A 22,726-nucleotide genomic window follows, 5' to 3' on the forward strand; every position below is an offset into this window, starting at 1 on the left:
TCGGGAGCGCGATCGTCGCGTGACCAAGACTCGGGCGACGCAGCTCGTCGGCGCGGGCATCGCGACGTTCAAGCGGCTGGACGCCGAGACGGGCGGGTCGTTCGGCGGCAACGCCGCGACGAAGCGCGGCCACCGCCTCGAGCCCGTCGTGCAGCAGTGGGTGCAGGCGCACCTCGGCATCCCGCCGTGCGGCATCCTCTTCGCTCACGAGCTGACGCCAATGCACGCCGCGACCCCGGACTGTGCCCTGGAGGATGAGGGCGAGTGGTCTATCGCCGAGATCAAGACGACGGTCGAGGACTGGTCCCGAGGGCTTCCGAAGAAGATCATCCGTGACGCGCTCTGGCAGAAGTACGTGATGGACGCCGGCTATGCCGTCGTCGTCTGGTGGCAAGTCGACGAGAACGGCCAGCCGCTCACGCTCGAGCCGAACATCGTCGAGATCCAGGACGACCCCGACGAGCTGCAGCGCCTCATCGACGGCGCGAACGCCTATCTGGCGTGGATCGACGCCGGGCGCCCGGACACGGACGACGACGGAACGCCCCTCGAGGTGCTCGAGGCGATCGAGGCCGTCTGGCGCGGCAAGGAGGCCGACAAGGTCGTGCGCGCCTGGCTCGACGAGAACGAGGGCAAGCCCCAGAACATCACCTCGGAGCGCGGCTCGCTGCGCTACAGCGTGACGGACGGCGACGAGTTCGACAAGGCGGCATTCCTCGCTGCCGATGCGGACGCCGCCGCGGTGATCGCCGAGGCGGAGCGTTTGTTGAAGGACGCACAAACCGAGTACCGCAAGCCGAAGGTGCGCAGCTCGCTCACCATCGCCCCACCGAAGGAGGACGCCGCGTGATCGGCATCGCAGAACACGTCGACAAGGTGACCGAGGTCGCACGGCCGAACCGCGCCGCTCGCCGCCGCATGCAGCAGGCGCAGGCACGCGCCGCCCGTACCGCGCGCCGCGGCCAGTCGCGCATCCAGAAGGCGCTCGCCGCCTACCCGAAGGAGAGTGCAGCGTGAAGCTGAAGCACAGGATCATCGCAGCGACGGGCGCCGTGCTCGTCGCCGCCGCAGCCCTCGCGGGTTGCTCGTCGGATGCCGACCAGGCCAGCCGGAACCTCTCGACCGCCGCCGAGGCGTTCGAGGTGCAGCGGACGATCATCGCGGTGAACGGGATTACGGGCGAACGGATCTTCTTCGCGGAGGGCCGCTGCTCGATGGAGTCGGCCGAGTCCTTCCTCCCGGGCGCGCTCGAGATCACCTGCAAGCAGGGGCCGGACGAGTACCGGAAGCACTTCCTGCTGCTCGGCGATCAGGACTCGGTCGCGATCACGCAGGAGAAGCCGATCGACGTCAGCGAGTACCACACGCGCATCGTCCTGAAGCCGCAGAACGTGATCCCCGAGTTCGACATCATGATGGGAGAAGACCAGTGAGCCATTCCCCTCACAAGTTCGAGCGTCTCGAGCCGACGATCTTCCGCCAGCATCCGGTCGTGAACCGCCCGGCGAAGCGTCTCACGCTGAAGCGCGGCGATCTGTTCCGTCCGCATGGCACCGACAGCATCGGGGAGGTGTTCTCGGACTCGCGCCGCAACAAGAAGACGGTGCAGTTCCGCTACCGCCACGACCCGGACACGCTGCACTCGATGCCCGCGCATGAGTTCACGGACCGCTTTGCGTTCCAGGTGGAGCGGCGTCGGGAGCGTACGGTCGTCGTGCGTCTCGCCGTGTCGACGAAGAAATTCACCGACGCGATCCTGGCGGGAATCGCCCCGCGAGACGCCGCGCGCTCCGCGGTCACGATCTCGAGGGAGGCTGCGTGAGCGAGCAGGACGCCTATCAGTCAATCCCGGTCGCGGTCGCGCGGGCCACGGTCCTGGCATCCGGTGATCTCGAGGGCATAGAGGGGCCGGAGTTCTCCGAAGATGGGGAGCGGTGGACGCCCTACTGGTTCGGGCACAGTGAACCGCCCGCCCTCGGCCGCGTCGTCATCACCCGTCGCGGTCAGTCACCGCGCGTCGTCGTGATCTCGTGGGCAGAGCGCGAGGCGAGCGACGGCGAAGACGCAGCGTGGTCGATCGAACGCTCCGAGAAGCCGATGAGCATCTTCGGGGCCGAGGTCGAACGCCACGCCTACAGAGTCGTGTTCGCCGACGTGCTCGCTCCGCTGCTCGGCCCGCCGCGTACCGTCGAGGTGCAGCGGATCGGACGGGCGCAGCCTGACGTCATCACGACGTGGGATCCGCCCCGAGCATGGCTCGCCGAGGTGGCAGCGGCGGATGCCGTGACACTGAAGGCGCTCTACGACGAGGCGCGCGAGGCCGAGGCGTTGCTCTCGGTCGAGGGGCTGCAGGCGGCATTCACGGAGCGGCAGATCGAACTCGCCACCGCGCCGAAGCCGCAGCCCGTGGGACCGTCGCCGGCTGACATGCCGAAGCGCAAGCCGGAAACGCCGCGCCCGCAGGGGCAGGGCAACCGGCGCCGCAGGGGTAAGCGGTGACGCTCGTCCCGCAGACCGGCGAAGTGGTGGAGGTGCGGCCCGTCTCTGAGGACTGGCCGCGCCTCCGCGCTCGCGCCGAGCGCATGCGGGATCTTCCGGTGGAGACGCCCGCTGAGATCGACGCCGCGCTGCGGCAGATCGAGATGCTCGGCTTCGAGCTGGCGGATCTGCTGCTCCACGCGAACGAGGAGCGCTACGACGCCGAGGTGACGCACTCGCGCCGCAAGAACGCCGCGCTGTCGAAGCACGGACGCGAGCAGAAGAGCGTCACGGTAGCCCGCGCGCTCGCAGAGCTGGACGCCGAGTCGGAGCTGGCCGATTGGCTGGCAAAGAAGGCGGTCTGCCACCACATCGAGAGCATCGTGGCCGCGCTGAAGGCGAAGCACTACGGGCTCATGAACACGAACAAAGGGATCCAGGGCATGACCGCCATTCAGCATCGGAGGACCGCATGACGTTCGTCGTCGCATCGAGCGGCGTCGCCGTGAAGGTCGTCGACTCGGTGATGCTCGGCCGGATGCCGCTGGTCATCCGCGAGGAGTTCATCACCGTGCCCGTCGCACCGCCCGTTCAGCGCGCAATCGAGCGGGCCACGGAAGCCGCCTATGAGGCGCTGTGCTGCGCACTCGCCCCGTTCGGGATGACGCCGCTCGACATTGCGATCCCGCGGTTCGAACAGGTCATCTACCACGACGAAGTGCCCATCTTCCTCGCGCTGCTGCGCGAGCGGGCCGAGAAGGAGAAGCTGTGAAGACGAAGGACGTCAAGCGCGCCGAGGCTGAGCAGCGGCAGGCCGCGCACGATGCACTGCCCGCGTTCGACAAGCTGGCGAAGCTCGCTACGCGCCCCGGCGAGTCGAAGCGGGAGCGGACGCGCATCCTGAGTGGGGTGGCCTGATGGCGAGGACCGAGAAGGTGACCATCCCGCGTGCTGCGGCAGCATGGGCGCTGAAGTTCGCGCTTGCCGCAGCCTCGAAGGATGACGTCGCACCGGTACTCACCGCGGTGCGCTGGAGGATCACGCACGAATCGATCGTGGTCGACGCGACCGACCGATACCGCGTCCACGAGGCATCGCTGAACTACACCGGGCCGAAGAGGCTCGGCAGCTTCCTCATGCCTCGAGCGATGGTCGACTGGATCCTGAAGACGGACCACAAGGGCAAGAAGGTCAGCCACGAACGTCTGCTGGAGATCGCCTGGAAGGTGGACGACAACGGCACACACCTCACCGCCCGGATCGTCGAGCCCGAGTCCGGATCGGCATTCTCGTACGAGCTGGATGCGCTGAAGGGGAACTTTCCGCCGGTTGAGCGGCTCTATCCGGAGCCCAGCGGCGACGGCGAGTCCTTTATCCCGGTGTACGCGCTCAATCCGTCGTTCGTGGGTGATCTCGCGTTGATGCTCAACCACGGCGAACCAGTGCGCGTGCACGCACCGCGGGAGGCGAAGCTGCCGATCCTCTTCGAAGCGACCTCGGCGCGAGCGCTCATCCAACAGAACATGCTGCTGCGCTGACCAAGGCAATTCGACTGACCGGGCGTGCCCTTTCCGAGCGAAACCGTCTGATCGACGGACGCGAGATGCAGGGGTGCGCTCGGTGCGGAGTGGAGATATGGAACAACGGATCCCGTCACCACCGCAAGCTCCGCTCCCGAGGGGGCGGTGACGAAGTTTCGAACGGCGTCCTGCTCTGCGGATCGGGGACGACCGGATGCCACGGCTGGGCGCATGCGCACCCAGCCGAGGCGACGCGGCTCGGGTTCATCGTCCCGCGCCACGCGAACCCGCTGACGTGGCCGATCCTCCACGTCCTCTACGGCTGGGTTCGACTCCATGACGACGGGACCGCCGAGGAGGTGGCCCCACCGATCTGAAGGGGCCAGGGGCAATGGCGACCATCAAGACGAAGAGCAACCTGATCCATCTCGACACAGAGCGCATCAAGCGCCGCGGCGACGAGCCGATGGGCGGCGCGGAGACACTCGACGAGTACGAGTTCCTGATCGACAACGGCACGCACCCGCTGCTCGCAGCTCAGATGCTCGGCGTCCCGTACGCGAACCTGCAGAAGCTGGCGCGGGACCACGAGCGCTCCGGCCTGTTCAACCGCATGGACATCGGCGAGTGGAACCGGTTCGCGCACGACAACCACATCCCGTCGAGGTGGGCAGCGTGAGCTCGCGCCGCGGCGGAGGTGTGCAGGCGTATCGCCGACGCGCAGCGGCCACGGAGCGGGAGATCGATGCCGCTGTGGCAGCGGTCAAGGCTGAGCGCCGCGCCGGGCTCGCCGCAGCTCGAGCGGAGCACGCCGAGCGCGAAGCGAGTCGACGCCGCTTCACCCGTGAAGACATCGAGGGTGCCGGGTTCGTTCACGACGGCTACCAGTGGCGCAAGGTCGTTCGAGTGAACAAGACGACCGTCTCGGTTGCGTCGGGCTACTCGTGGGTGGACCGCATCAAGTTCAAGGACGTGCACGGCGTGCAGCAGCCGATCGAAGGGGCAGAGGTGAAGCAGTGACGGTCGGATACAAGCATCCCGAGGTCGCGTGGAACGGGCTCACCGTCACGGACCTGTTCTGTGGCGCGGGCGGGTCGTCTTCCGGGCTCGTCGAGGCCGGCTACCGGGTCGTGATCGCGGCGAACCACTGGGCGCTTGCGATCGAGTCGCACCAGATCAACCATCCGGCGACGGACCACTCGCAGGCCGACATCTCGCAGGTGGATCCCCGATACTTCCCGCGCACGGACGTGCTTTGGGCGTCGCCGGAGTGCACCAATCACTCAATCGCGAAGGGCGTGAAGCGTCAGCGCGCGATGAACGAGGCGCTGTTCGAGATGGACGGCACCGCGCCGATGGTCGACGAAGCCGCGAACCGCAGCCGAGCGACCATGTGGGACGTGCCGCGGTTCGCCGAGGTGCATCAGTACCGCGCGATCATCATCGAGAACGTGGTGGACGCCGCGCGCTGGGTGATGTTCCCGGCTTGGCTGCAGGCGATGGAGCTGCTCGGCTACCGGCACGAGATCGTGTGGCTGAACAGCATGCACGCGCAGCAGTCGGGCCTCCCGGCTCCGCAGTCGCGCGATCGGATGTATATCGTCTTCTGGCGCGCGGATGTCGCATCGAAGAAGAACCCTGCCCCGCGCCTCGGCCGCTGGACGCAGCCGCTCGCGCTCTGCCTCGAGCACGGCGAGATTCGTGCCGTCCGTGCCTTCAAGAAAAAGGAACCGTGGGGGCGCTACCGCGCGCAGTACCTCTACCGCTGCCCGAAGTGCTGGCAGGTGGTGGAGCCTGGGTGGCTCCCGGCCGCGTCGATCATCGACTGGTCGCTGCCCGCCCCGCGCATCGGGGACCGAGAGAAGCCCCTCGCCGAGAAGACGCGCGAGCGGATCCGTCGCGGCATCGAGAGGCACTGGGCTCCGATCGTCGCGAAGGCGGCGGGGAACACGTACGACGGTGTCAACACGGGGTCGAACTACCTGCGAGTGTCGGAGATCGACACTCCGATGCCCACTCAGACCGGGTCTGCAGAGCACGGCCTCGCTGTGCCGCCGCCGTTCCTGGCGCAGTTCCGCGAGCGCGAGCGTACGCAGACGCTCGAGGACGCGCTGCCAACCGTCGTCGCAGATGGTGCGAACCATGCGCTGATCGTGAACAACCTCAGCGGCAATGACGAGGCGCGGTCGCGACCGGTCACCGAGGTGCTGCCGTCGATCGTGGCGGGCGGGAACCACGCGAGTCTGCTGGTGCCCGTCGAAGGGCGCGAAGGCAAGGTTGCGTCGCCGTCGTCGGATCCGTTGCGCACGCAGTCGACGCGTAACGAGACGGGGATCCTTGTCCCGTACTACAGCACTGGCGTGGCCCGTCCGACGTCGCAGCCGATGGGTGCCGCGACGACGGTCGATCGCGAAGGGCTCGTGGTGCCTCTCCGGAACCACGGAGTGGCGAAGCCAGCATCGCATCCGATCGACACGGTGAGCGCCGAGGGTAACCATCACGCGCTCGTCATGCGCAACAATAACGGCCGAGGCTCGGGTGCCGAGATGTCGACACCGGTCACCGAGACGCTGCGCGCGCTCACGACCGCCGGGCACCAGTCGCTCATCGAGCCGCCCGCGCCGATCAGCCTCGACGTGGACGACGCCGGATTCCGAATGCTGGAGCCGCACGAGATCCAGGCGGGCATGGGGTTCGCGCGGGACTACGCCCTTCTGGGCTCGAAGCGAGACAAGGTGAAGCAGGCCGGTAACGCCGTCACGCCGCCCGCAGCTCGTGACCTGGGCTGGGCGGTCGCCGAATTCCTCAACGGGCTGGCACTTGCGGCGTGAGCATGCGGAGGGGCCGCTGTGGTTGCAGCGGCCCCACTGACGCTATGCGCCGATCTCCGACTCATCCGCAGCAGGCTCGAGCGCAGCGATCCGTGCCTCGAGTTCCTCGATCCGGTCGAGGGCATTCGCGATGTACCCGGCGAGAAACCGCAGCGCGTTGTTGGTGTTGATCTGGAAGTCGACATCGGAGATGTCATCGGTGACTCGAAGTCCGCCGTTACGTCGCCCGCGATACGCGTTGATCCCGTCTACGACGTTCTTCGAGTTCCAGTCTTCGGGGTTGTGGGTCATGGTTCATCCAACTTGCTCGTAGGTCCGCGCTCGGTGGGCGCGAATCCTATATCAATTTTATCACGAAAGCAAATGGACGACTCTGGAGGTGCTGCGGTGCGAACCACGACAACGCTCTATGCCGTCTTCTGGCCGCAGCATGGCGTCCTGAAGGTGGGCCGGGCTCGGCAGGACAGGCGCTGGCGAGAGCTGGTGGCGACGGGCGGCCGGGTCGTGTTGATGATGCGCGATCGAAACCCGATGGACGAGCGCGCTGCGCTCGCCGAGCTGGATGCGACGTTCGATCGCGCCTTCTCTCGCGACCGCGAATCCGAGCACATCCTGCCGCGAGGGCGCGGCTTCACCGAATGCTTCCGCGTCGCGGCCGACGAGGTCATGCGCGCACTGAAGACGATCTACCGGGGCATTGCCCGATGGGAGCACCTATATGGCGATGACGCGCCGAAGGGTCGTGACGCCGGAGGGCTTCAGCCGCGACGAGCTGCTGAGCCTGCCGCCAGCGGTCCGACTGACCGAGATCGGGCTGCGGCTGTACGCGGACGATCACGGCCGGGAGAAGGTCAACCAGCGCCTGATGCTGGCACGCCTCTACCCACTCGACGAGAGCATGACCGAGTCGACGATCGACGAGCATCTGCTGATGCTGGACGACGCCGGAGCGATTGCCGTCTACGGCGCCGGAGGCGACACGTTCTTCTCAGTAACGGACTGGCCGAAGGTGGACCGTCCGGCCGACTCCCGATTCCCGCCGCCGCCCCTCGCGAACGACTCGCGAACGGATCGCGATCGATTCGTGGCGGGGGAGAGGGAGAGAGAGCGAGAGAGCGAGAGAGCGTGGGGAGACGAGAGAGGTCATGCCCGAACCGATCGCGAGTCAGGCCCGCCCGATCCCTTCTGCCCTGCCCATCCAGACGGAACGGACGACCCCTGCAGGCCGTGCGGGGTTCGCCGGCTAAGGCGCAAGAAGTGGGATGACGAGCAGATGGCGGAAGCTCGCCGGGTTGTCTTCGAGGAGGAGGCGTGAGTCGATCGGCGCACACGTACTCGCTCGATGGAGCCGAGGTCGTGCTCACTGTGCCCGAGGGTGTCCGCGTGCCGCGTCTGCTCGCACTCCGGAGCACCTCGGAGGGCCACGAATTGGCGTTCGAGCACATCGGCGTGAAGGCCGTGCGGTCACCATCGAAGCGGAAGCCGCGGATCGAGGGCGCAACGAGCATCCCGAGCGACTGGACGCCGCCCGCCGACGAGCTGGAGCGGCTGCGGGCCGTGTGTCCCTCGGTCAACTTCGAGCACGAGCTGGCGCAGCTCATCGACTGGTATCAGGGCCGCGGGCAGCGGATGAAGGACTGGACGGCGGTCTGGCGGCGCTGGGTGCGGGAGACGCACAAGCGGAACGTCGAGAAGGGCTGGAAGCCCGGGACCGCTGCCACACCTCGGGACGAGAGCCCGAAGGAGCGCTGGCTGCGTGAGCACGGCGTGACCGCGGCTGAGTACGAACAGAAGAAGGGCGATAAGGAGTGGTTGGAGCGGATCGAACGACGGGGGATCGTCGCGTGATCTGGGACCGGGATGCCGAGCAGTCGGCGCTCGGCGCGGCGATGCTGGATGGGAAGCGCGCGTGGGACGTCCTCGACATCGCTGCGCCTCGGGACTTCTACGACACGGGGCATGAGCTGATCGCGGAGGCCATCCGGCGTATCGCGGTGCGCAACGCCCTGCCTGATCCCGTGCTCGTCGGAGACGAGCTGCGCGAGATGCGCGCGACCATCCACCAGGGGCACGCCTACCTGCACGAGCTGACATCGCTCGTGCCCACGGCGGCGAACGCCGGGTACTACGCCGAGATGGTGGCGGAAGCGGCGCAGCGGCGTCGGCTTGGCGCGGCAGCGGATGCCGTGCTGAAGATCGCTGAGGACGCGTCCACGCCTCCCGAGGAGTGCATCGAGCAGGCCCGGGCGGCGATCGACTCGGTGCTGTCTCCGTCAGCCTCCGACGCTCATCTGGTCGGCGCGACGATCGACTCGCTGATTGCATCGCTCGCCGAGGCGCCGGAGATGGTGCCGACGCGCTGGCGAGACATCAACGCGCTGATCGGCGGGCTTCGCCCAGGCGCCGTCTACATCGTGGGCGCACGGCCGGCGACCGGCAAGACGGCCTTCGGGCTCAACCTCGCGGTCGACGTCGCGCGCACCGGATCGGTGGCAGCGTTCGTGTCGCTCGAGATGTCCGAGCCCGAGCTGCAGAAGCGGCTGATCGCCGCTGAGGGTGAGGTGCGCCTCGAGCGGCTGGTGAACAACGTGCTGGAAGACGACGACTGGCCGCGCGTGCAGTTGGCCCGCGAGTCGATCATGAAGCTCTCGATGGCGGTCGACGACAACGCTGCGGCGACGGTCGCGACGATCCGAGGGTTCGTGCGGTCGCTGTCGCGCCAGCAGGAGATCGGGTGCCTGGTCGTCGACTACGTGCAGTTGCTGCAGGGCTCGGATCCGTTGAAGTCGCGACAGCAGGTGGTCGGCGAGTTCTCGCGGGCCATGAAGCTCATCGCGAAGGAGTTCCACATCCCGGTGATCGTGCTCTCGCAGCTCAACCGCAAGAGCGAGGAGCGCATGGACAAGCGCCCGTCGATCGCGGATCTCCGCGAGTCAGGCGACCTCGAGCAAGACGCCGACGTGGTGCTGCTGCTGTGGCGCGACGATCGGGATGAGGAGACGAGAGGCGAGGTCGGAGTGATCGTCGCCAAGAACCGCCACGGCACGACTGGCGATGTCTCGCTGGCGTGGCGCGGCCACTACCAGCGGATGGATGATCTCGCCCGTGGATGGGAGCCTGGGTTGTGACAGGCGACGCGCCTTTGCCCGCTACTGAGACTGACCCTGCCGCTTGCGTTCGATCGTCTGTTTGACGCCCGAGGGCAACTTATCCCAGAGAGCGGACGTCTTCTCCGGCCGCGCAACTAGCTCATCGACGAGATCGTTGATCGCGTCGAAAAGCATCTCCGCGATCTCATCGGCGGCCTCGTCGTCGCTGAGGTACATCACCACGAGATCGTCCCCCTCCGCTCCGTGCAGCGACGCATTCCCGACGTGGCGGATCACGTCGAGCAGCTCCGCGAGCGGCGTGCTGACACGGCTGGAGAGGCGCGCAATGTGATCGTCTAGGCGTGTTCCGCGCGGCGGGTCCGAATCCAGCAGGCGAACTTGCTTCTCAAGGGCCGCGCGGACCAATGCAGCTCCCGCCCGCCGCGATATCGGCAGGACGCGTCCAGCCTCTTCGAACAGCGCCTTGACGTCGCTGTCCATGCGGGGATGCGGTGCGGGGGCTACTGAGGTGATCGGGTAGACATTCACGCCATCCCGCCAAAGGGTCTTCTGGTCGCATCCCTGGCAGTGAGCAGTCCGCCACTTGCCGGAGACGTCATGAACGGATCCGTCGATCCATCGCTCGCTGCGGAAGTCCTTCGCGGCCTCGTCGAAGAACTTTTCCGATCCGACTTTGGGGCGATAGACGGTCAGGTCGCCCCACACCTGTTGCGCGCGCACCCGGCAGCGGGGGCATTCGATGATCGCTTCCTCTTGGCCGGGATTAGTGCGTGACGCAGCAACTGACATGGCGTGATCGTATCGCGCCCGAAAGGACGACATGAGACAGCAGGCACTGATCGAGATGACTGGGTATCTCTCGAAGGATGGGGACTTGCGGCGGACCCGCGATGGTCGCGCGGTGCTCGCGCTGACGATGCCCTACACGCGCCGGAAGCGGAACCCGCAGACGGGCGACTACCAGGATGCGGCGCCGACCGTCTGGGCGCAGTTCACCCTCTGGGATGATGCCGCGCTTCACTACGCCGACCGAATGAAGAAGAGCACGCCCGTGACGGTGAAGGGCATCCCTTCGCTGCGGACGTGGGAGAAGGACGGACGCTCGGGCGTGAACCTCGAGATCGAGTTCCCGCAGGTGGCGCTCGTGCTCGAGCCGCCGCGCCAGCAGCAGCAACAGCAGCAGCCGGCGCAGCAGCAGTCGACCGATGACGCCTGGGCGACTCCGGGCGACTGGAGCCGGATGGACGACACGCCCTTTTGAGCGGCGTCCCGTGCGCCCGAGGGTGCAAACGGCGCGGTGAACACTTCGCGGCCTGCCCGTCCTTCGGGACTGAGGGCGGGCAGTGCCGCGGGTGTGTGCCGCGGGAAGCGGTCGGCGACTCGCTGATCTGCGGACGCTGCTTCGGTCGGGTTCGTGCGCTGCTTCAGGCGACGCCGGACATGCTGGCGCACCTCCGCTCGCTGACAGATCCACTGAAGGGCACGGACTATGCGGCCAAGGCGAGCACCGCCGGGGGCAGCGGGCGCACGCACGCGCCGCCGCCCGTACCGGTGGAGCTGCTGGACGCCGCCGACTTCATCGTGACGCTGCTGTGGGCGACGCGCGAGGTGGTCGAGGGCCGGATGCCGGTAGGTCGGATGCAGGTGCCGGTCGCAGCCGGAGCGTTCGTGCTCCACGACTTCGCCGATGACCTGACGACGGGAATCCTGACAGGGCTCTCTGCCCTGTCGGAGCGGCCCGAGATCGTGCCATTCGCGGATGCCGTGATCGGCCGACCGGAGCATACGGACGGGTGGACCCTGCGGACCATCTTCGAGCGCTGGTCACTTCGGGAAGACCCTTGGTGGGCCGCGCAGCCGTGTCCGTCGTGCGGTCTGCGGGCCGTGAAGGTCACGCCTCCGGAGCTTCCGGGGGAGGAGACGAGCTACGCCTGCCAGAAGTGCGCGTGGGAGGCGCCGAGCGATGACGACGGCTTCTGGGCCAGCGCGTTCAGTCGGAGGGAGGGGCAGGCGGCATGAAGGCGTGCGCATGGTGTCGCGGCCCGATCCCCGAGCGGGCACGCCGTGACGCGGTGTGCTGCTCGAAGCGGTGCAGGCAGGCTCGGCACCGCTTCCGCAGCGGCGTAGGTGTCGCGCCGGACGTCGGGAACGACGTCTTGCGGCTCGCCTACGCCGACCCGCCCTATCCCGGGTTGTCGAAGCGGTACTACGGCAAGCACCCGGACTACGCGGGCGAGGTCGACCACAGGCGTCTGATCGAGCAGCTCGACGGCTACGACGGGTGGGCGCTGTCCACCTCGGCGCGGGCTCTGCAGGAGGTGCTGGCGCTGTGCCCGCCGGGGGCGCGCGTCGCGGTCTGGAACCGCGGGGAGCGCCCGACGCGGAGCGCCGGACCGCTGAATGCGTGGGAGCCGGTGATCTACTTCGGCGGGCGGCGGGATGCATCGCGTTCCACCGCGGCGGGGGAGAAGGTGTCGCGTCCTCCAGGTGAACGGCTCGAGCTGTCGCGTCCAGCTGATGGACGTGTCGTGGAGGACCTCGGCGACGCGTCGTCCTCGGCCGGCGTGGCACGACGCGTCGCGCGGGCCGGCGAGCACGACGTGTCGCGGGGATCCTCGCGACGGGTAGACGTGCTCACGTATCGACCGGGTGTCCGGTCGACGGATCCGGATCGGGTGGTGGGAGCGAAACCGGCGGTGTTCTGCCGGTGGATGTTCGATCTCCTCGGGGCGGAGCCACAAGACGAGTTCACCGACCTCTTCGCGGGGTCGGGCGGTGTGATGCGTGCATGGCGCGCGTTCGCCGGAGAAGAAGAGAAGGAGACGGCATGAGCGTGCTCGAAGAGGTTGCGGCAGAGCGCCGCCGACAGGATGAGAAGTGGGGCGAGCAGAATCACCCCGATGGAACCGGCACCGGCACCGAGGTGGTGCCGCTCTGGTACGCGGAGGACTTCGCCGAGTGGGCGAAGCTCGCCACGGACGCGTCGGCAGCGGCTGGCGTGGTGACCTGGCGGGAGATCCTGCTCGAAGAGGTGGCCGAGGCGTTCGACGAGTCCGACCTGGACAAGCTGCGCACCGAGCTGCTGCAGGTCGCGGCCGTCGCCACGCAGTGGGTCGAGGCGATCGATCGTCGTCGCGCGGAACCGCCCTGCTGATGCCGGGCGAGGGAGAAGTGGACGTCGTCAACCATCCGCCGCACTACACCTCGGACCCGTCCGGCGTGGAGTGCATCGAGATCACGCGGCATCGGACCTTCAACATCGGCAACGCGATCAAGTATCTCTGGCGGGCTGGCCTGAAGGCGGACCCGGACAAGAACGCACTGGCGAAGCAGATCGAGGATCTGGAGAAGGCTCGCTGGTACATCGGCGACGAGATCACGCGCCTGACGGCGCAGAGGGAGAATGCGTGACGGTTACCGTCTACCGCAAACCCGGTTGTGTCCAGTGTGACGCGACCGAGCGCTACCTGGGGGAGCGCGGGATCGAATTCGACACAAAGGATCTCACTGAGCCAGCGAACCTGGACGCGGCGAAGGCGCTAGGTCACCTCGCGGCACCTGTCGTCGTGTTCACACCGCCGGGCGCCAGCGAGGAAGTCTCGTGGTCAGGCTTTCGGCCCGACAAGCTCGACGCGATCGTGGAGGCCGCGGCGTAGGTGGCGATCTTCGACCGTACCGGCGCCGCGACTCGCATCGGAAAGAGCGAGAGGACGCTCCGCAGATGGGAGGAGCGCGGCGAGATCACATTCACGCTCGGGCGGATTCGCGAGACGGACCTCCTCGAAGCGGACAAGAGGATGCGGTCGCGACGCGGCCGACCAAGGAAGGAAGCGCATGTACGGTGACGAGATTCTGAAGGAAGCTGAGGCCGCTGGCCTCGGAGAGCCTGAGAGTGATGGCAAGGTCTACTCGCTCGAGGTGTCTCCCGCGATGCGGCTGCTCGACGAGCTGAGCGATCAGGGCGAGCTGCAGTGGGTTCCGGCCGAGCCCGCGCTCGTGAATGCGGAGCCGGAGTTCGAGCGGATGACGGGCACGTACCTCGATGTCTCTCGCCGAGCGATTCACCTCAACGCGCGTCAGCAGCAGTCCGGTTTCACCGCCTGGATCTTCTACCCGGCCCCGGTCGAGCCGCTCGGGAGCCGCTGATTCAGAAAAGTGTCAAATGTGTCCACGAAGTGTGATACGCTTGCGCTAGCGCGATAAATGGCTCGGATTGATCATCGGATCTCCGGGCCATTTCTGTTGCGCCCGGCGGGGTCGTTGCCCCCGGCCCCGCCGCACTCATCTTCCCCGCCGCCGCTCGTCCTCACTATAGGCGCGCAATGAATCGGACCGACCGCGAGTAGCGCGGCGCTCATGAGCACGGACTGCGAGTCAGCGTGCCGGGGTGCCGCCCGAAACCGGCGACGCGATCTCGCGACCGACTGGCGCATGGGCTGGCGGGGTCATTTCAAGGAGGTGCCGACATGGCGCTGCAGGATGCACTGAAGACGCCGCCCGCCCCCGCGCGGACTGGCTACCGTAGCCGCATCGACGTCTGGCGCGATGCGCTCGCAGACGACGAGCGGAAGGCCTTTGACGCTGCGGTGCGGAACCCGGCATGGCAGACGACGGCGCTCGTCGATGTCGTGGCCGAGAACGGACTGATCATCAGCGAGGGCGCGTTCCGCGACTGGCGGAAGCGCAAGCTGCGGGGTGATGCATGAGCCTGGCCGACCAGCTCGAGGAGCCGCCCGCAACGCAGGACGAAGCGCGCGAGAGCGCTGACATCCACTACGGCGCAGACGGCAAGCCGGATGGTGGCACGTTCGACGGCATCCGTGCAACGGAGCCGTTGACGGACTGGACTCACGTCTTCGAGAAGTTCCAGCTTGACCCTGAGTCGTTCGAGATCATCGGCGACACGGTGCGGGCATCCACCTGGCAGCAGTCGAAGCGCCTCGAGGGCGGGCAGCGCGACGTCGTGCAGCTCTACTCGTACCGGGCGATGTTCCGGCGCAAGAGCGACGCGATCGACCTCCCGGCGCTCTACGCCGCTGCCGCCCTGAAGCCTCGCCGGCCCCTGCTTCCCGCCGAGAACGATCGAACGATGGTCGTGGTGCTCTCGGATGTCCAGGCGGGTAAGACCGGCTCGCGCGGCGGAACCCCGGATCTCGTCGAGCGGATGGCCGACACTCGCGCTCGGCTCGAGAAGCGGCTGCGGGCTCGCCGCCCGGTGCGCCTGGTGCTCGCCGAGGCGGGCGACCTCTTCGAAGGCTTCGAGTCCGGCGGCAACCCGATGTTCACGAACGATCTCAGCCTGGCGCAGCAGATGGATCTCGCCGCGACAGAGCTGTTCGAGTTCGTGAAGCTCATGCAGCGATACGGCCCGGTCGAGGTGATGGCGGTCCCGAGCAACCACACGGCGTGGCGCGCGGGCAAGCAAAACCTGGGACGCCCGTCCGACGATCTCGGCCTGCACGTTCACCGTCAGGTGGCGAAGCTCGCTCAGGCGGCGGGGCTCAACGCGCACTGGAACTTCCCGCGGGACTACGACGAGTCGATGGCCCTCGATGTGGGCGGGACGGTGCTCGGCCTCGTGCACGGCAACCAGTTCACGCCGGGCCGCGCGATCGACTGGTGGGCGAAGCAGACGCACGGGGGCCAGCCGGTCGCCGAGGCGGACGTGCTGATCACTGGCCACTATCACCACTTCGCCGCGCAGCCCACGGGACGCAACGTCCGCACGGGCCGCGCCAAGTGGTGGCTTCAGGCTCCGACGCTGGACAACGGCTCGGACTGGTTCCGGAACGTCCAAGGTGACGATTCGAACGCCGGTCTTCTCGTCTTCGACATCACCGGAGACGGGTTCGATCTCCAGAGCCTCACCGTGCTCTGAGTATTCCGCCTGAGTGCATATCCAGCACATATGCACTCAGGCGGCATCCGGCTGAGGTCGGACTGCAACCCCGGACGCAGCGACAATGCGGGGCGCGAGTTCGTGGCGCGAGACACCACGATACGGGAGCGAAGCTCAACAGGCGGAGCACCGGCCTTCCACGCCGGATGAGCGGGTTCGAGTCCCGTCGCTCTCTCGATACACCGCACGGACGGGCGAATATCCGGACCACCGCGAGCCTGGGGCGCGGTATAGAAGTGCCCCCGCTCTTTTGAGGGGAGTCGCAGTGCAGCACATCCCTGTCGGACGTGACGCGAAGAGGCGTGCGCTCGAGGACTTCTACGGCGGCGAGGTGCCGGATTCGACGGTGGATCGAGTGGTCGTGCTCGACGCCGACGATCTGGTGCACCTGTTCGTGGACTGAACCACCATCACCAACAGAAGGGGCAACCAAGATGGCATCGAAGCAGGAACTGGGGAACGAGATCGCGCGGCTCAAGCGGGAGCAGCGCACGCTGGAGATGAGCAACGCCCGGCAGGGTGCCGAGCTGGCACGTCTGCGCCACGAGGACCGCGCTCGCCAGGAGCACAATCGCCGGGAGGCGCAGCGCAAGCGCGAGGAGCAGCAGCTCAAGGAGCGCCGCGAGCACCTCGACCACCTAGGCGCCGGCCGACTCCCGCTGAAGGGCGCGAAGTCGTGGGCGTTCGTGCACGAGCAGGGCGAGCAGCCGGGCATCGAGGTGTTCGTGCCGCTCGACGACGAGGAGCTGCGCGTGCTGCAGGAGCACCTGCAGCCCCAGCCGCGTATCGCGACGGGCGGGATCATCTCGAACCCGCGCGTGCTGCCGAGTCGAATCTGGGAGGACTTCCTCTACGGAGGTCGTCCCGGCGTCCACCGCTTCTGACATCACACGAGAACGACAGCCCGGCCAGAGTGCCGGGCTGTCGTCGTTATGGGGGCAACCATGAACGAGTACGCAGCAACAGCCATGCTGATGAGCGCGATGGTCGGGGAGCGGATCCTCATCGTCGTGCCTGACCATCGCGCCATGCGGAATGCCGTCGAGTCCTTCCGCCAGCCGAACGAGACATACGCCTTCGGTGCGCAGATCCGAGTGGCGAACGGCGCTGAGTGCGTCCGCTTGCCGAGTGGTGGCCGCATCGGCTTCGCTACACCCCGCGGCTCCCGCATGCGCGGGCAGTCGGCCGATGTCGTATTCATCGACAATGACGCCGACCGCGTGCTCTACGACGGGGATGGGGTGAGCACCGACGCCTTGAGGCGCTTTCGCGAGGACGTGCAGGGCGTGCTCGCATCTCGCGGCGGCAGGGTGGTGCGCTCATGAGGGGCGCGCTGATCCTGCTGCTGATCGGATCAGTGCTGATCCTTCTCGGCGCACCGTCGCGTGAGATACCTCCCGCGCTCCCGGAGCCTGGCGCGCAGCGCATCGTGGCCCGAGCGTTCGGGAGGTCGGTGTGAACGGGACCGAGGAGAGGCCACTCTCGGCTCAGCTCACCACGGCCCTGCTGCTGATCGCCCAGTTCGATGAGCAGATCAGGGAGTGGGAGGGTATGGGGGTCAAGAGGCGTGCCCGTACCGTGAGGGGGCGCGACCTCGCCCGCCGGATAGACGGCATGCGGGAGGGCAGGGCCAAGTGGCTGAAGCGCGCTGAGGAGATCCAGGCGCGCATCGCTGCTGCAGCCGAGCAGCCCGAGAGCTGATGGCTGGTGTCCGATCAGGGCCAGCGTGGCGGGCGGTGCGAGAGCGGGTCATCGCAGAGGAGACGCACTGCCACATCTGCAAGCGGTGGGTGGACAAGTCCCTGCCGTACAAAGACAGCAAGGGCAAGGTCAATCCGATGTCCGCTTCGGTGCACCACCTAGACCCACACCCCACACCGGACACGGTAGCCATCCGCTCGAGGTTGAGACTCACGCACCTTGGGTGCAACAGCTCCTTCGGTGATGGTTCACGCGTGAGGTCACGCACCTCACGTCGATGGTGAACGCATGCCCTGGGAGGCATGATCGGTCGGCTGACTGAGCGGGGTGGGGGTCATCCCCTTCGCCCCTCTCAGCCAGGACCGCCGGGGAGTCGACTTTTCTCTCCCCGCATCTCACCGGAAATCTTTCAAAGGGGGTCGGAATGGCGATCTCCCGAGCGAATCCACACGGCCTCGGAGCCCGCGGCCTCCGGCTGTACAAATCAATCGCGACCGGCCGAAAGCTGTCTGAGATCGAGGTGCAAAACCTCGTCGAAGCATGCCGGATCAGTGATCGGCTCGAGAAGCTGAATGAGCTGGTCAACGGCGACGAAGATGCATGGTTCCGGATCAAGCTCCCGCGTACGGATGACGGCGTGGTTGAGGTGCTGATCAACGATCCCATGAAGGAAGCCCGGATGCACGCCGCAGCGCTGCGCCAGCTTCTCGCCCCGTTCGAGGGAGCGAAGAGCGAACCGGCTGCGGGGGAGGTGCCTTCGAATGTCGCGAACATCAAGGAAGCCTTCGCGAAGCAAGGTCGTCCCGCCTCGAGTTCGAAGCGTTCCGCGAAGTAGCGGCACGGCCGGCGACGCAGCGATCGAGCTGTGGGAGCTGTCTGGTCGCCTCCTCGACGAATGGCAGAAGGAATCCATTCGGGATGCGCTCGCCTACGCGGCAGACGGCCAGTGGGCGGCGTTCGAGTTCGCGCTCATCGTGCCCCGCCAGAACGGCAAGGGCGACGTGCTCGCCTGCATCGAGCTGGCGTTCATCGTCCTCTTCGATGCGAACCTCGTCATCCACACCGCGCACGAGTTCAAGACCTCGCAGGAGGCATTCCTCCGCATCAAGACCGTGGTGGAGGGCACGCCCGAGCTGTACGCGCTGGTCAAGCGCCGCGGTTCGCGTGTCGTCGGCATCCGCACCGCGAACGGCGAAGAGGGCATCGAACTCGAGTCCGGAGCCCGGCTCCGCTTCCTCGCGAGATCGAAGGGCTCGGGCCGCGGGTTCACCGCCGACCTGATCATCCTCGACGAAGCCTACGATCTGCCGGAGGAGACGCTCGCTGCGATTATGGCGACGCTTACGGCCGTGGCGAACCCGCTCATCGTCTACACCAGTTCGGCCGCGCTCGACGGATCCGCCGTGCTCCGCCGCATCATGGCGCGCGGTCGCCGAGAGGACGACCGCCCGAAGGATCCGAGTCTTGCATATCGCGAGTACAGCGCAGATCCCAAGGCGAACTTCGACGACCCGGAGGTGTGGCGCGGCGCGAATCCCGCCACCGAGTCGGGCCGCGTGACCATCCCGAAGCTTGCGAAGCTGCGAGCTGCGACCCCGAACGATGCGAAGTTCGGCCGCGAGCATCTGGGCATCCTCGACGAGTCTGCCGGAACGCGCGTCATCGACGCCGAGCGTTGGGCGTCTCTCGCCGACGAGGACTCGATGATGTGGGGCGGCGTCCCCGGGCGCCTACGCCGCGGCGCGGTCGCTGTCGCGATCGATGTCAACTTCGATGGCTCCCTCTCGTCTGTGGCCCTCGTCGGGCGACAGGCGATCAAGAAGGGCGGGCGCTGGCAGGCGGGACCGAAGCTCCAGGGTGAGGTCATCAAGCGCGGCGCGGGAACCGGATGGGTCGTCGACTACGTCAAGGGCATCATCCAGCGATGGGGACCGGTCGACGTAGTGCTGGACCCGAAGGGCAGCGCGGGCAAGCTCGTGCCGCGCTTCGAGGCCGAGAGTATCGACATCTCGAAGATCAGCTACTCCGAGCACGTGCAGGCTTGCATGCTCTTCGAAGAGCTGATCATGGGGCCGGTCGACGACCACGGCAGGCACGACCCCGACGCGCCACGGCTGTTCGTCCACCTCGACGATGTCTACCTCAACGACGCAGTCGAGGCGGGTAAGAAGCGCACTCCCGGCGAGGCCGGCGAATGGCTCTGGCACCGCCGCGACACCACCGACATCTCACCGCTGGTCGCGATGACGCTCGCTGTCTTCGCGTTCACCCGCTCGGAGGGCGCTCAGCCCGCCAGCAAGGGGATCAGCACGGCGATGTATTCCTTCTCATGATGGGAGACGCATGGATCTGAGCACAGCGAAGGCCCGCGCCTCCGTAGGGTGGGCCGAACTCAACGGCTCATCGAAGCTCGCGAAGCAGATGAAGCGCCGCGAGCTGTACGTGCGCGGCGAGCAGGACAAGCCCTGGGCGCCCGAAGGCATCGGCGACGAACATGCCTCGCTGCGCGAGCAGTCGATCGCCAACTGGATGCCGCTGCCCGTCTACGCCCCGATCCAGCGCCTCCGGTGCGAAGGGCTGCGGACAGGGAACGGTCAGGACTTCGACCGCGGGCTCTGGCGCGACGTCTGGGCGAGCAACGCCCTCGAAGCCCGCCAGACGATCATCTACGAGTCGATGATGACCCACGGTCGCGGTATCGCCTCCGTGTGGCCGAACATCCGCAACCACATGCGCCCGATCGTCCGCCCACAGTCCGTCCGGAACGTCTACCTGCACCCCGACCCGGAAGACCCCTTCCGCACGGAGTACGCGGTGAAGATCGTCGAGCGAGCGAAGACTCCGAACGGGCTCATCGTCCCGACCGGGGTCCGCGCCAGTGAGTGGCTCGCGTACGTCTACGACGACGAGAGCTGGTTCCAGCTCGAGCGCAACGGCGAGGGTTGGGAGCCGACCGGCAAGGACGGCACGCACCAGATGAAGCAGGTGCCATTCGTCACATTCGATTACCGCCCGAACGCGAACGGCGAGATCTTCTCGCCTGTCGACCCGCTCATCCCGCAGCAGAATGCGATCAACACGATTCGCTTCAACATGCTGCTGGCGATGCAGTTCTCGGCGTTCCGCCAGCGCGTGGTGACCGGGTTCGATCCCGTCATGCGCGACGAGGGCGGACAGATCGTCTACAAGCGCAATGCGGACGGATCGATCTACCTCACGTCGGACGGCCGCAAGGTGCCGGTGCTGAACGACTTCGGACGCGCTGCCGTCGATCGTCTCCTCGTGTTCAACGGGAACGATACGAAGGTCTTCGACATGCCGGAGTCGAATCTGGCGAACTACGTCACGATGCTGACCGAGTTCCTGACGCAGTTCTTCGCGACGTCTCAGGTGCCGCCGCAGTACCTGCTCAGCAGGATGGCGAACCTCTCCGGCGACGCAATCTCCGGAGCCGAGTCCACGCTCACCAGCCTGCAGGGCGAGCTGAAGCGATACGCGAACGAAGGCATGGTGGAGCTGTTCACCCTGGCTGCGCGCGCATCCGGCCGGGACGAGCCGCATCCGGACATGGAGATGCTCTACGCCGACACCGAAGTGAAGAGCTTCGCGCAGATCGTCGATGGCATCCAGAAGCTCATCACCAGCGGATTCCCGCGCGCCGCGGCCTGGGAGATGATCCCGGGTGCGAACGCGCCAAAGGTCGACCGCTGGATGCAGATGGCGGAAGAAGAGCTGGATCAGGATCTCCGCAGTCTCGTGAAGGGAGGCATCCCCGATGCTCCCAACAGCAGCGGTCGAGCACTACAGCTCGCAGCAGGAGATCGCGGCGGAGACGATCCGCTCGAGTAGAGCGCTCTGGGGGCAGGTAGGAACCGACTTCGATTCGGGCTGGAACCGCGTAGGTGAGTCGCTGACAGCGACCGTCACGGCTGCGCAGTACCAGGCCGCTCGAGGCGGCATCGACTACCTGCCCCAAGTCCTCGCCGAAACCGGCCAGGACGCCAGCCGCCTCGAATCCGTCTCGGCGGCGGCGTTCGCCGGAACGAACAGATGGGGTGCACCAGTCGGTAATGTCCTGCGCACCGCGGTCATCCGTTCCAAGCAGGCTGTCGCCGCGGGCTTCGCTCCGAGCGCGGCTCTCCTGCAGGGGAGGCGCTTCCTCGACACGGCCATTCCATCGCTGCTCGCCGACTCGGACCGCAACGCTGTGCAGGCCGGACTGACGTCCGCAGGCATCGCGGGATACGTACGCATGCTGAATGCGCCGAGCTGTCATCGCTGCATCATCCTCGCCGGCCGCTGGTATCGCTGGAACAAGGGATTTCAGCGGCACCCGCTCTGCGACTGCCGCCACATCCCCGCAGCCGAGAACATGGCGGGCGACCTGACGACGGATCCGTACGCCGCGTTCAACGCCATGAGCGAGGCTGAGCAGGACGCGGCGTGGGGCAAGAGCAGCGCACGGGCGATCCGCGACGGTGCCGACATCTATCGAGTTTCGAACGTCAAGACTCGCGGGCTCACCTCGGACCGTTCGGCGCGGAAGTTCGGAACGCCGTCGAAGATGACCCTCGACGACATATACGCCGAGGCTGGGACGAACCGAACGAAGGCGATCGAGCTGATGCGCTCGAACGGCTACATCGTCGGCGAGCAGCAGATCCGCCAGCAGGCAGAGCAGTTCGCCGCCCCGATCTCGAGGCCAGTGGTCGCCGGTAGCCGACGCGACCGCGTGCTGCAGGCCCGCGCCACCGGGGAACGCGACCCGCTCGACCGCGCCACAATGACCGCCGCCGAGCAGCGCCTATTCGACGCGACCTACCGGCTGCAGTACGCCCGCCGAAACGGATTCGTTCCGCGATCGATCGGCCCCAATAGCGCGGATGTCTCCGCGAACTCTCGCGGCCTGCCGCTGACCCCCGAACGACTCGAGCTGCTCGAGGCATCCCTGCAGCGCCAACTCGCGGCGATCGACACCACACGCCCGGAAGGCGCGCAGCTCGCCAGCCTCGCGGACGCGCTCGGACTGAGCGACGATCGCGCCGACGTCATCCACGAGCGGATCTGGCGGCGGTTGGAGCAGCGCTACGCCGCGACGAATGGCGGTCGGCTCGCTCTCGCCGAGGCGCTCCGAACCCTCTGACTTCCAAACCATCGCCACACGGCGCATGTCAAACCAAAGGAGTA

General features: G+C 67.1%; 34 protein-coding genes and 1 tRNA gene. 33 read left to right on the plus strand and 2 right to left on the minus strand.

Going from position 1 to position 22,726, the window contains the following annotated elements:
* Positions 1 to 19: 19 nt before the first annotated feature.
* The 12 genes from MRBLMX7_RS11255 to MRBLMX7_RS11310 all read left to right on the plus strand — a co-directional run bounded on the left by MRBLMX7_RS11255 (position 20) and on the right by MRBLMX7_RS11310 (position 6,829).
* Entirely contained in the window at positions 20 to 850 is an 831-nt protein-coding gene (locus MRBLMX7_RS11255; RefSeq protein ID WP_363368527.1) for a hypothetical protein, read from the plus strand.
* Positions 847 to 1,017, plus strand: a complete 171-nt coding sequence (locus MRBLMX7_RS11260) for a hypothetical protein (RefSeq protein ID WP_363368529.1) — start codon at positions 847 to 849, stop codon at positions 1,015 to 1,017. The genes MRBLMX7_RS11255 and MRBLMX7_RS11260 overlap by 4 nt, the downstream gene beginning before the upstream one ends.
* The gene (locus MRBLMX7_RS11265) at positions 1,014 to 1,433 is read left to right on the plus strand and encodes a hypothetical protein (protein ID WP_363368531.1); all 420 of its coding nucleotides are present in this window, start codon (positions 1,014 to 1,016) and stop codon (positions 1,431 to 1,433) included. The genes MRBLMX7_RS11260 and MRBLMX7_RS11265 overlap by 4 nt, the downstream gene beginning before the upstream one ends.
* A complete protein-coding gene (locus MRBLMX7_RS11270; RefSeq protein ID WP_363368533.1) occupies positions 1,430 to 1,822 on the plus strand; it encodes a hypothetical protein in 393 nt (130 codons plus the stop codon). The genes MRBLMX7_RS11265 and MRBLMX7_RS11270 overlap by 4 nt, the downstream gene beginning before the upstream one ends.
* Entirely contained in the window at positions 1,819 to 2,499 is a 681-nt protein-coding gene (locus MRBLMX7_RS11275) for a hypothetical protein (RefSeq protein WP_363368535.1), read from the plus strand. The genes MRBLMX7_RS11270 and MRBLMX7_RS11275 overlap by 4 nt, the downstream gene beginning before the upstream one ends.
* Positions 2,496 to 2,954 (plus strand): hypothetical protein, encoded by a 459-nt coding sequence (locus tag MRBLMX7_RS11280; RefSeq protein WP_363368537.1) that lies wholly within the window; start codon positions 2,496 to 2,498, stop codon positions 2,952 to 2,954. Before MRBLMX7_RS11275 ends, MRBLMX7_RS11280 begins: the two co-directional genes overlap by 4 nt.
* On the plus strand, positions 2,951 to 3,250 hold the full coding sequence (locus MRBLMX7_RS11285; protein ID WP_363368539.1) for a hypothetical protein: 300 nt from the start codon (positions 2,951 to 2,953) through the stop codon (positions 3,248 to 3,250). The genes MRBLMX7_RS11280 and MRBLMX7_RS11285 overlap by 4 nt, the downstream gene beginning before the upstream one ends.
* The gene (locus MRBLMX7_RS11290) at positions 3,247 to 3,396 is read left to right on the plus strand and encodes a hypothetical protein (RefSeq protein WP_363368540.1); all 150 of its coding nucleotides are present in this window, start codon (positions 3,247 to 3,249) and stop codon (positions 3,394 to 3,396) included. Before MRBLMX7_RS11285 ends, MRBLMX7_RS11290 begins: the two co-directional genes overlap by 4 nt.
* Positions 3,396 to 4,016 carry a hypothetical protein gene (locus MRBLMX7_RS11295; protein ID WP_363368542.1) on the plus strand — a complete coding sequence of 207 codons (621 nt, stop codon included), beginning with the start codon at positions 3,396 to 3,398 and terminating at the stop codon, positions 4,014 to 4,016. The genes MRBLMX7_RS11290 and MRBLMX7_RS11295 overlap by 1 nt, the downstream gene beginning before the upstream one ends.
* A 373-nt stretch (positions 4,017 to 4,389) precedes the next feature.
* A complete protein-coding gene (locus MRBLMX7_RS11300; protein ID WP_363368543.1) occupies positions 4,390 to 4,677 on the plus strand; it encodes a hypothetical protein in 288 nt (95 codons plus the stop codon).
* Positions 4,674 to 5,018 carry a hypothetical protein gene (locus MRBLMX7_RS11305; RefSeq protein WP_363368545.1) on the plus strand — a complete coding sequence of 115 codons (345 nt, stop codon included), beginning with the start codon at positions 4,674 to 4,676 and terminating at the stop codon, positions 5,016 to 5,018. The genes MRBLMX7_RS11300 and MRBLMX7_RS11305 overlap by 4 nt, the downstream gene beginning before the upstream one ends.
* Positions 5,015 to 6,829, plus strand: coding sequence for a DNA cytosine methyltransferase (locus MRBLMX7_RS11310; RefSeq protein ID WP_363368547.1), 1,815 nt, complete (start codon positions 5,015 to 5,017; stop codon positions 6,827 to 6,829). The genes MRBLMX7_RS11305 and MRBLMX7_RS11310 overlap by 4 nt, the downstream gene beginning before the upstream one ends.
* A gap of 42 nt (positions 6,830 to 6,871) precedes the next feature.
* Here MRBLMX7_RS11310 and MRBLMX7_RS11315 read toward each other — a convergent pair whose 3' ends face one another.
* On the minus strand, positions 6,872 to 7,120 hold the full coding sequence (locus MRBLMX7_RS11315) for a hypothetical protein (RefSeq protein ID WP_363368549.1): 249 nt from the start codon (positions 7,118 to 7,120) through the stop codon (positions 6,872 to 6,874).
* A 427-nt stretch (positions 7,121 to 7,547) separates the two neighbouring features.
* Between MRBLMX7_RS11315 and MRBLMX7_RS11320 the strand changes: the two genes are divergently transcribed.
* The 3 genes from MRBLMX7_RS11320 to MRBLMX7_RS11330 are packed head-to-tail and all read left to right on the plus strand — an operon-like array spanning position 7,548 to position 9,957.
* On the plus strand, positions 7,548 to 8,144 hold the full coding sequence (locus MRBLMX7_RS11320; protein WP_363368551.1) for a hypothetical protein: 597 nt from the start codon (positions 7,548 to 7,550) through the stop codon (positions 8,142 to 8,144).
* Positions 8,141 to 8,677 carry a hypothetical protein gene (locus MRBLMX7_RS11325; RefSeq protein ID WP_363368553.1) on the plus strand — a complete coding sequence of 179 codons (537 nt, stop codon included), beginning with the start codon at positions 8,141 to 8,143 and terminating at the stop codon, positions 8,675 to 8,677. Before MRBLMX7_RS11320 ends, MRBLMX7_RS11325 begins: the two co-directional genes overlap by 4 nt.
* Positions 8,674 to 9,957 (plus strand): replicative DNA helicase, encoded by a 1,284-nt coding sequence (locus MRBLMX7_RS11330; protein WP_363368554.1) that lies wholly within the window; start codon positions 8,674 to 8,676, stop codon positions 9,955 to 9,957. The genes MRBLMX7_RS11325 and MRBLMX7_RS11330 overlap by 4 nt, the downstream gene beginning before the upstream one ends.
* A 21-nt stretch (positions 9,958 to 9,978) precedes the next feature.
* On the opposite strand, the gene MRBLMX7_RS11335 is transcribed toward MRBLMX7_RS11330, so the two are convergent.
* Positions 9,979 to 10,728, minus strand: a complete 750-nt coding sequence (locus MRBLMX7_RS11335) for a DUF4145 domain-containing protein (protein WP_363368556.1) — start codon at positions 10,726 to 10,728, stop codon at positions 9,979 to 9,981.
* 55 nt (positions 10,729 to 10,783) lie between these two features.
* Between MRBLMX7_RS11335 and MRBLMX7_RS11340 the strand changes: the two genes are divergently transcribed.
* From MRBLMX7_RS11340 to MRBLMX7_RS11425, 18 genes are all read left to right on the plus strand, one after another.
* A complete protein-coding gene (locus MRBLMX7_RS11340) occupies positions 10,784 to 11,200 on the plus strand; it encodes a single-stranded DNA-binding protein (protein ID WP_363370903.1) in 417 nt (138 codons plus the stop codon).
* A gap of 179 nt (positions 11,201 to 11,379) precedes the next feature.
* Positions 11,380 to 11,958, plus strand: a complete 579-nt coding sequence (locus MRBLMX7_RS11345) for a hypothetical protein (protein ID WP_363368558.1) — start codon at positions 11,380 to 11,382, stop codon at positions 11,956 to 11,958.
* Between the two features lie 137 nt (positions 11,959 to 12,095).
* A complete protein-coding gene (locus MRBLMX7_RS11350; RefSeq protein WP_363368560.1) occupies positions 12,096 to 12,770 on the plus strand; it encodes a hypothetical protein in 675 nt (224 codons plus the stop codon).
* Positions 12,767 to 13,093 carry a hypothetical protein gene (locus tag MRBLMX7_RS11355; RefSeq protein WP_363368562.1) on the plus strand — a complete coding sequence of 109 codons (327 nt, stop codon included), beginning with the start codon at positions 12,767 to 12,769 and terminating at the stop codon, positions 13,091 to 13,093. The genes MRBLMX7_RS11350 and MRBLMX7_RS11355 overlap by 4 nt, the downstream gene beginning before the upstream one ends.
* 17 nt (positions 13,094 to 13,110) lie before the next feature.
* Positions 13,111 to 13,350 carry a DUF3310 domain-containing protein gene (locus tag MRBLMX7_RS11360; RefSeq protein WP_363368564.1) on the plus strand — a complete coding sequence of 80 codons (240 nt, stop codon included), beginning with the start codon at positions 13,111 to 13,113 and terminating at the stop codon, positions 13,348 to 13,350.
* Entirely contained in the window at positions 13,347 to 13,595 is a 249-nt protein-coding gene (locus MRBLMX7_RS11365) for a glutaredoxin domain-containing protein (protein WP_363368566.1), read from the plus strand. Before MRBLMX7_RS11360 ends, MRBLMX7_RS11365 begins: the two co-directional genes overlap by 4 nt.
* 178 nt (positions 13,596 to 13,773) lie before the next feature.
* On the plus strand, positions 13,774 to 14,085 hold the full coding sequence (locus MRBLMX7_RS11370) for a hypothetical protein (RefSeq protein WP_363368568.1): 312 nt from the start codon (positions 13,774 to 13,776) through the stop codon (positions 14,083 to 14,085).
* Positions 14,086 to 14,405: 320 nt separating this feature from the next.
* Positions 14,406 to 14,645 (plus strand): hypothetical protein, encoded by a 240-nt coding sequence (locus MRBLMX7_RS11375; protein WP_363368570.1) that lies wholly within the window; start codon positions 14,406 to 14,408, stop codon positions 14,643 to 14,645.
* Positions 14,642 to 15,817: a hypothetical protein gene (locus MRBLMX7_RS11380; RefSeq protein ID WP_363368571.1), complete on the plus strand. Its 1,176-nt coding sequence runs from the start codon at positions 14,642 to 14,644 to the stop codon at positions 15,815 to 15,817. The genes MRBLMX7_RS11375 and MRBLMX7_RS11380 overlap by 4 nt, the downstream gene beginning before the upstream one ends.
* A 124-nt stretch (positions 15,818 to 15,941) precedes the next feature.
* A tRNA-Gly gene (locus tag MRBLMX7_RS11385) sits at positions 15,942 to 16,013 on the plus strand.
* Positions 16,014 to 16,103: 90 nt separating this feature from the next.
* Complete coding sequence (locus tag MRBLMX7_RS11390) at positions 16,104 to 16,241, plus strand: hypothetical protein (protein WP_363368573.1); 138 nt, start codon at positions 16,104 to 16,106, stop codon at positions 16,239 to 16,241.
* 31 nt (positions 16,242 to 16,272) lie between these two features.
* On the plus strand, positions 16,273 to 16,722 hold the full coding sequence (locus MRBLMX7_RS11395) for a hypothetical protein (protein WP_363368575.1): 450 nt from the start codon (positions 16,273 to 16,275) through the stop codon (positions 16,720 to 16,722).
* 60 nt (positions 16,723 to 16,782) lie between these two features.
* Positions 16,783 to 17,163: a hypothetical protein gene (locus MRBLMX7_RS11400; RefSeq protein ID WP_363368577.1), complete on the plus strand. Its 381-nt coding sequence runs from the start codon at positions 16,783 to 16,785 to the stop codon at positions 17,161 to 17,163.
* Positions 17,164 to 17,293: 130 nt separating this feature from the next.
* Positions 17,294 to 17,539: a hypothetical protein gene (locus MRBLMX7_RS11405; protein WP_363368579.1), complete on the plus strand. Its 246-nt coding sequence runs from the start codon at positions 17,294 to 17,296 to the stop codon at positions 17,537 to 17,539.
* Between the two features lie 424 nt (positions 17,540 to 17,963).
* Positions 17,964 to 18,374: a hypothetical protein gene (locus tag MRBLMX7_RS11410; RefSeq protein ID WP_363368581.1), complete on the plus strand. Its 411-nt coding sequence runs from the start codon at positions 17,964 to 17,966 to the stop codon at positions 18,372 to 18,374.
* A gap of 139 nt (positions 18,375 to 18,513) precedes the next feature.
* Positions 18,514 to 19,872 (plus strand): hypothetical protein, encoded by a 1,359-nt coding sequence (locus MRBLMX7_RS11415; protein ID WP_363368583.1) that lies wholly within the window; start codon positions 18,514 to 18,516, stop codon positions 19,870 to 19,872.
* 10 nt (positions 19,873 to 19,882) lie between these two features.
* Entirely contained in the window at positions 19,883 to 21,388 is a 1,506-nt protein-coding gene (locus tag MRBLMX7_RS11420; protein WP_363368585.1) for a phage portal protein, read from the plus strand.
* On the plus strand, positions 21,315 to 22,682 hold the full coding sequence (locus tag MRBLMX7_RS11425; RefSeq protein WP_363368587.1) for a hypothetical protein: 1,368 nt from the start codon (positions 21,315 to 21,317) through the stop codon (positions 22,680 to 22,682). Before MRBLMX7_RS11420 ends, MRBLMX7_RS11425 begins: the two co-directional genes overlap by 74 nt.
* The last annotated feature ends 44 nt before the right edge of the window (positions 22,683 to 22,726 follow it).

The sequence above is a fragment of the Microbacterium sp. LMX7-1.2 genome, assembly GCF_040675935.1.
In the GTDB taxonomy this organism is placed as follows: domain Bacteria; phylum Actinomycetota; class Actinomycetes; order Actinomycetales; family Microbacteriaceae; genus Microbacterium.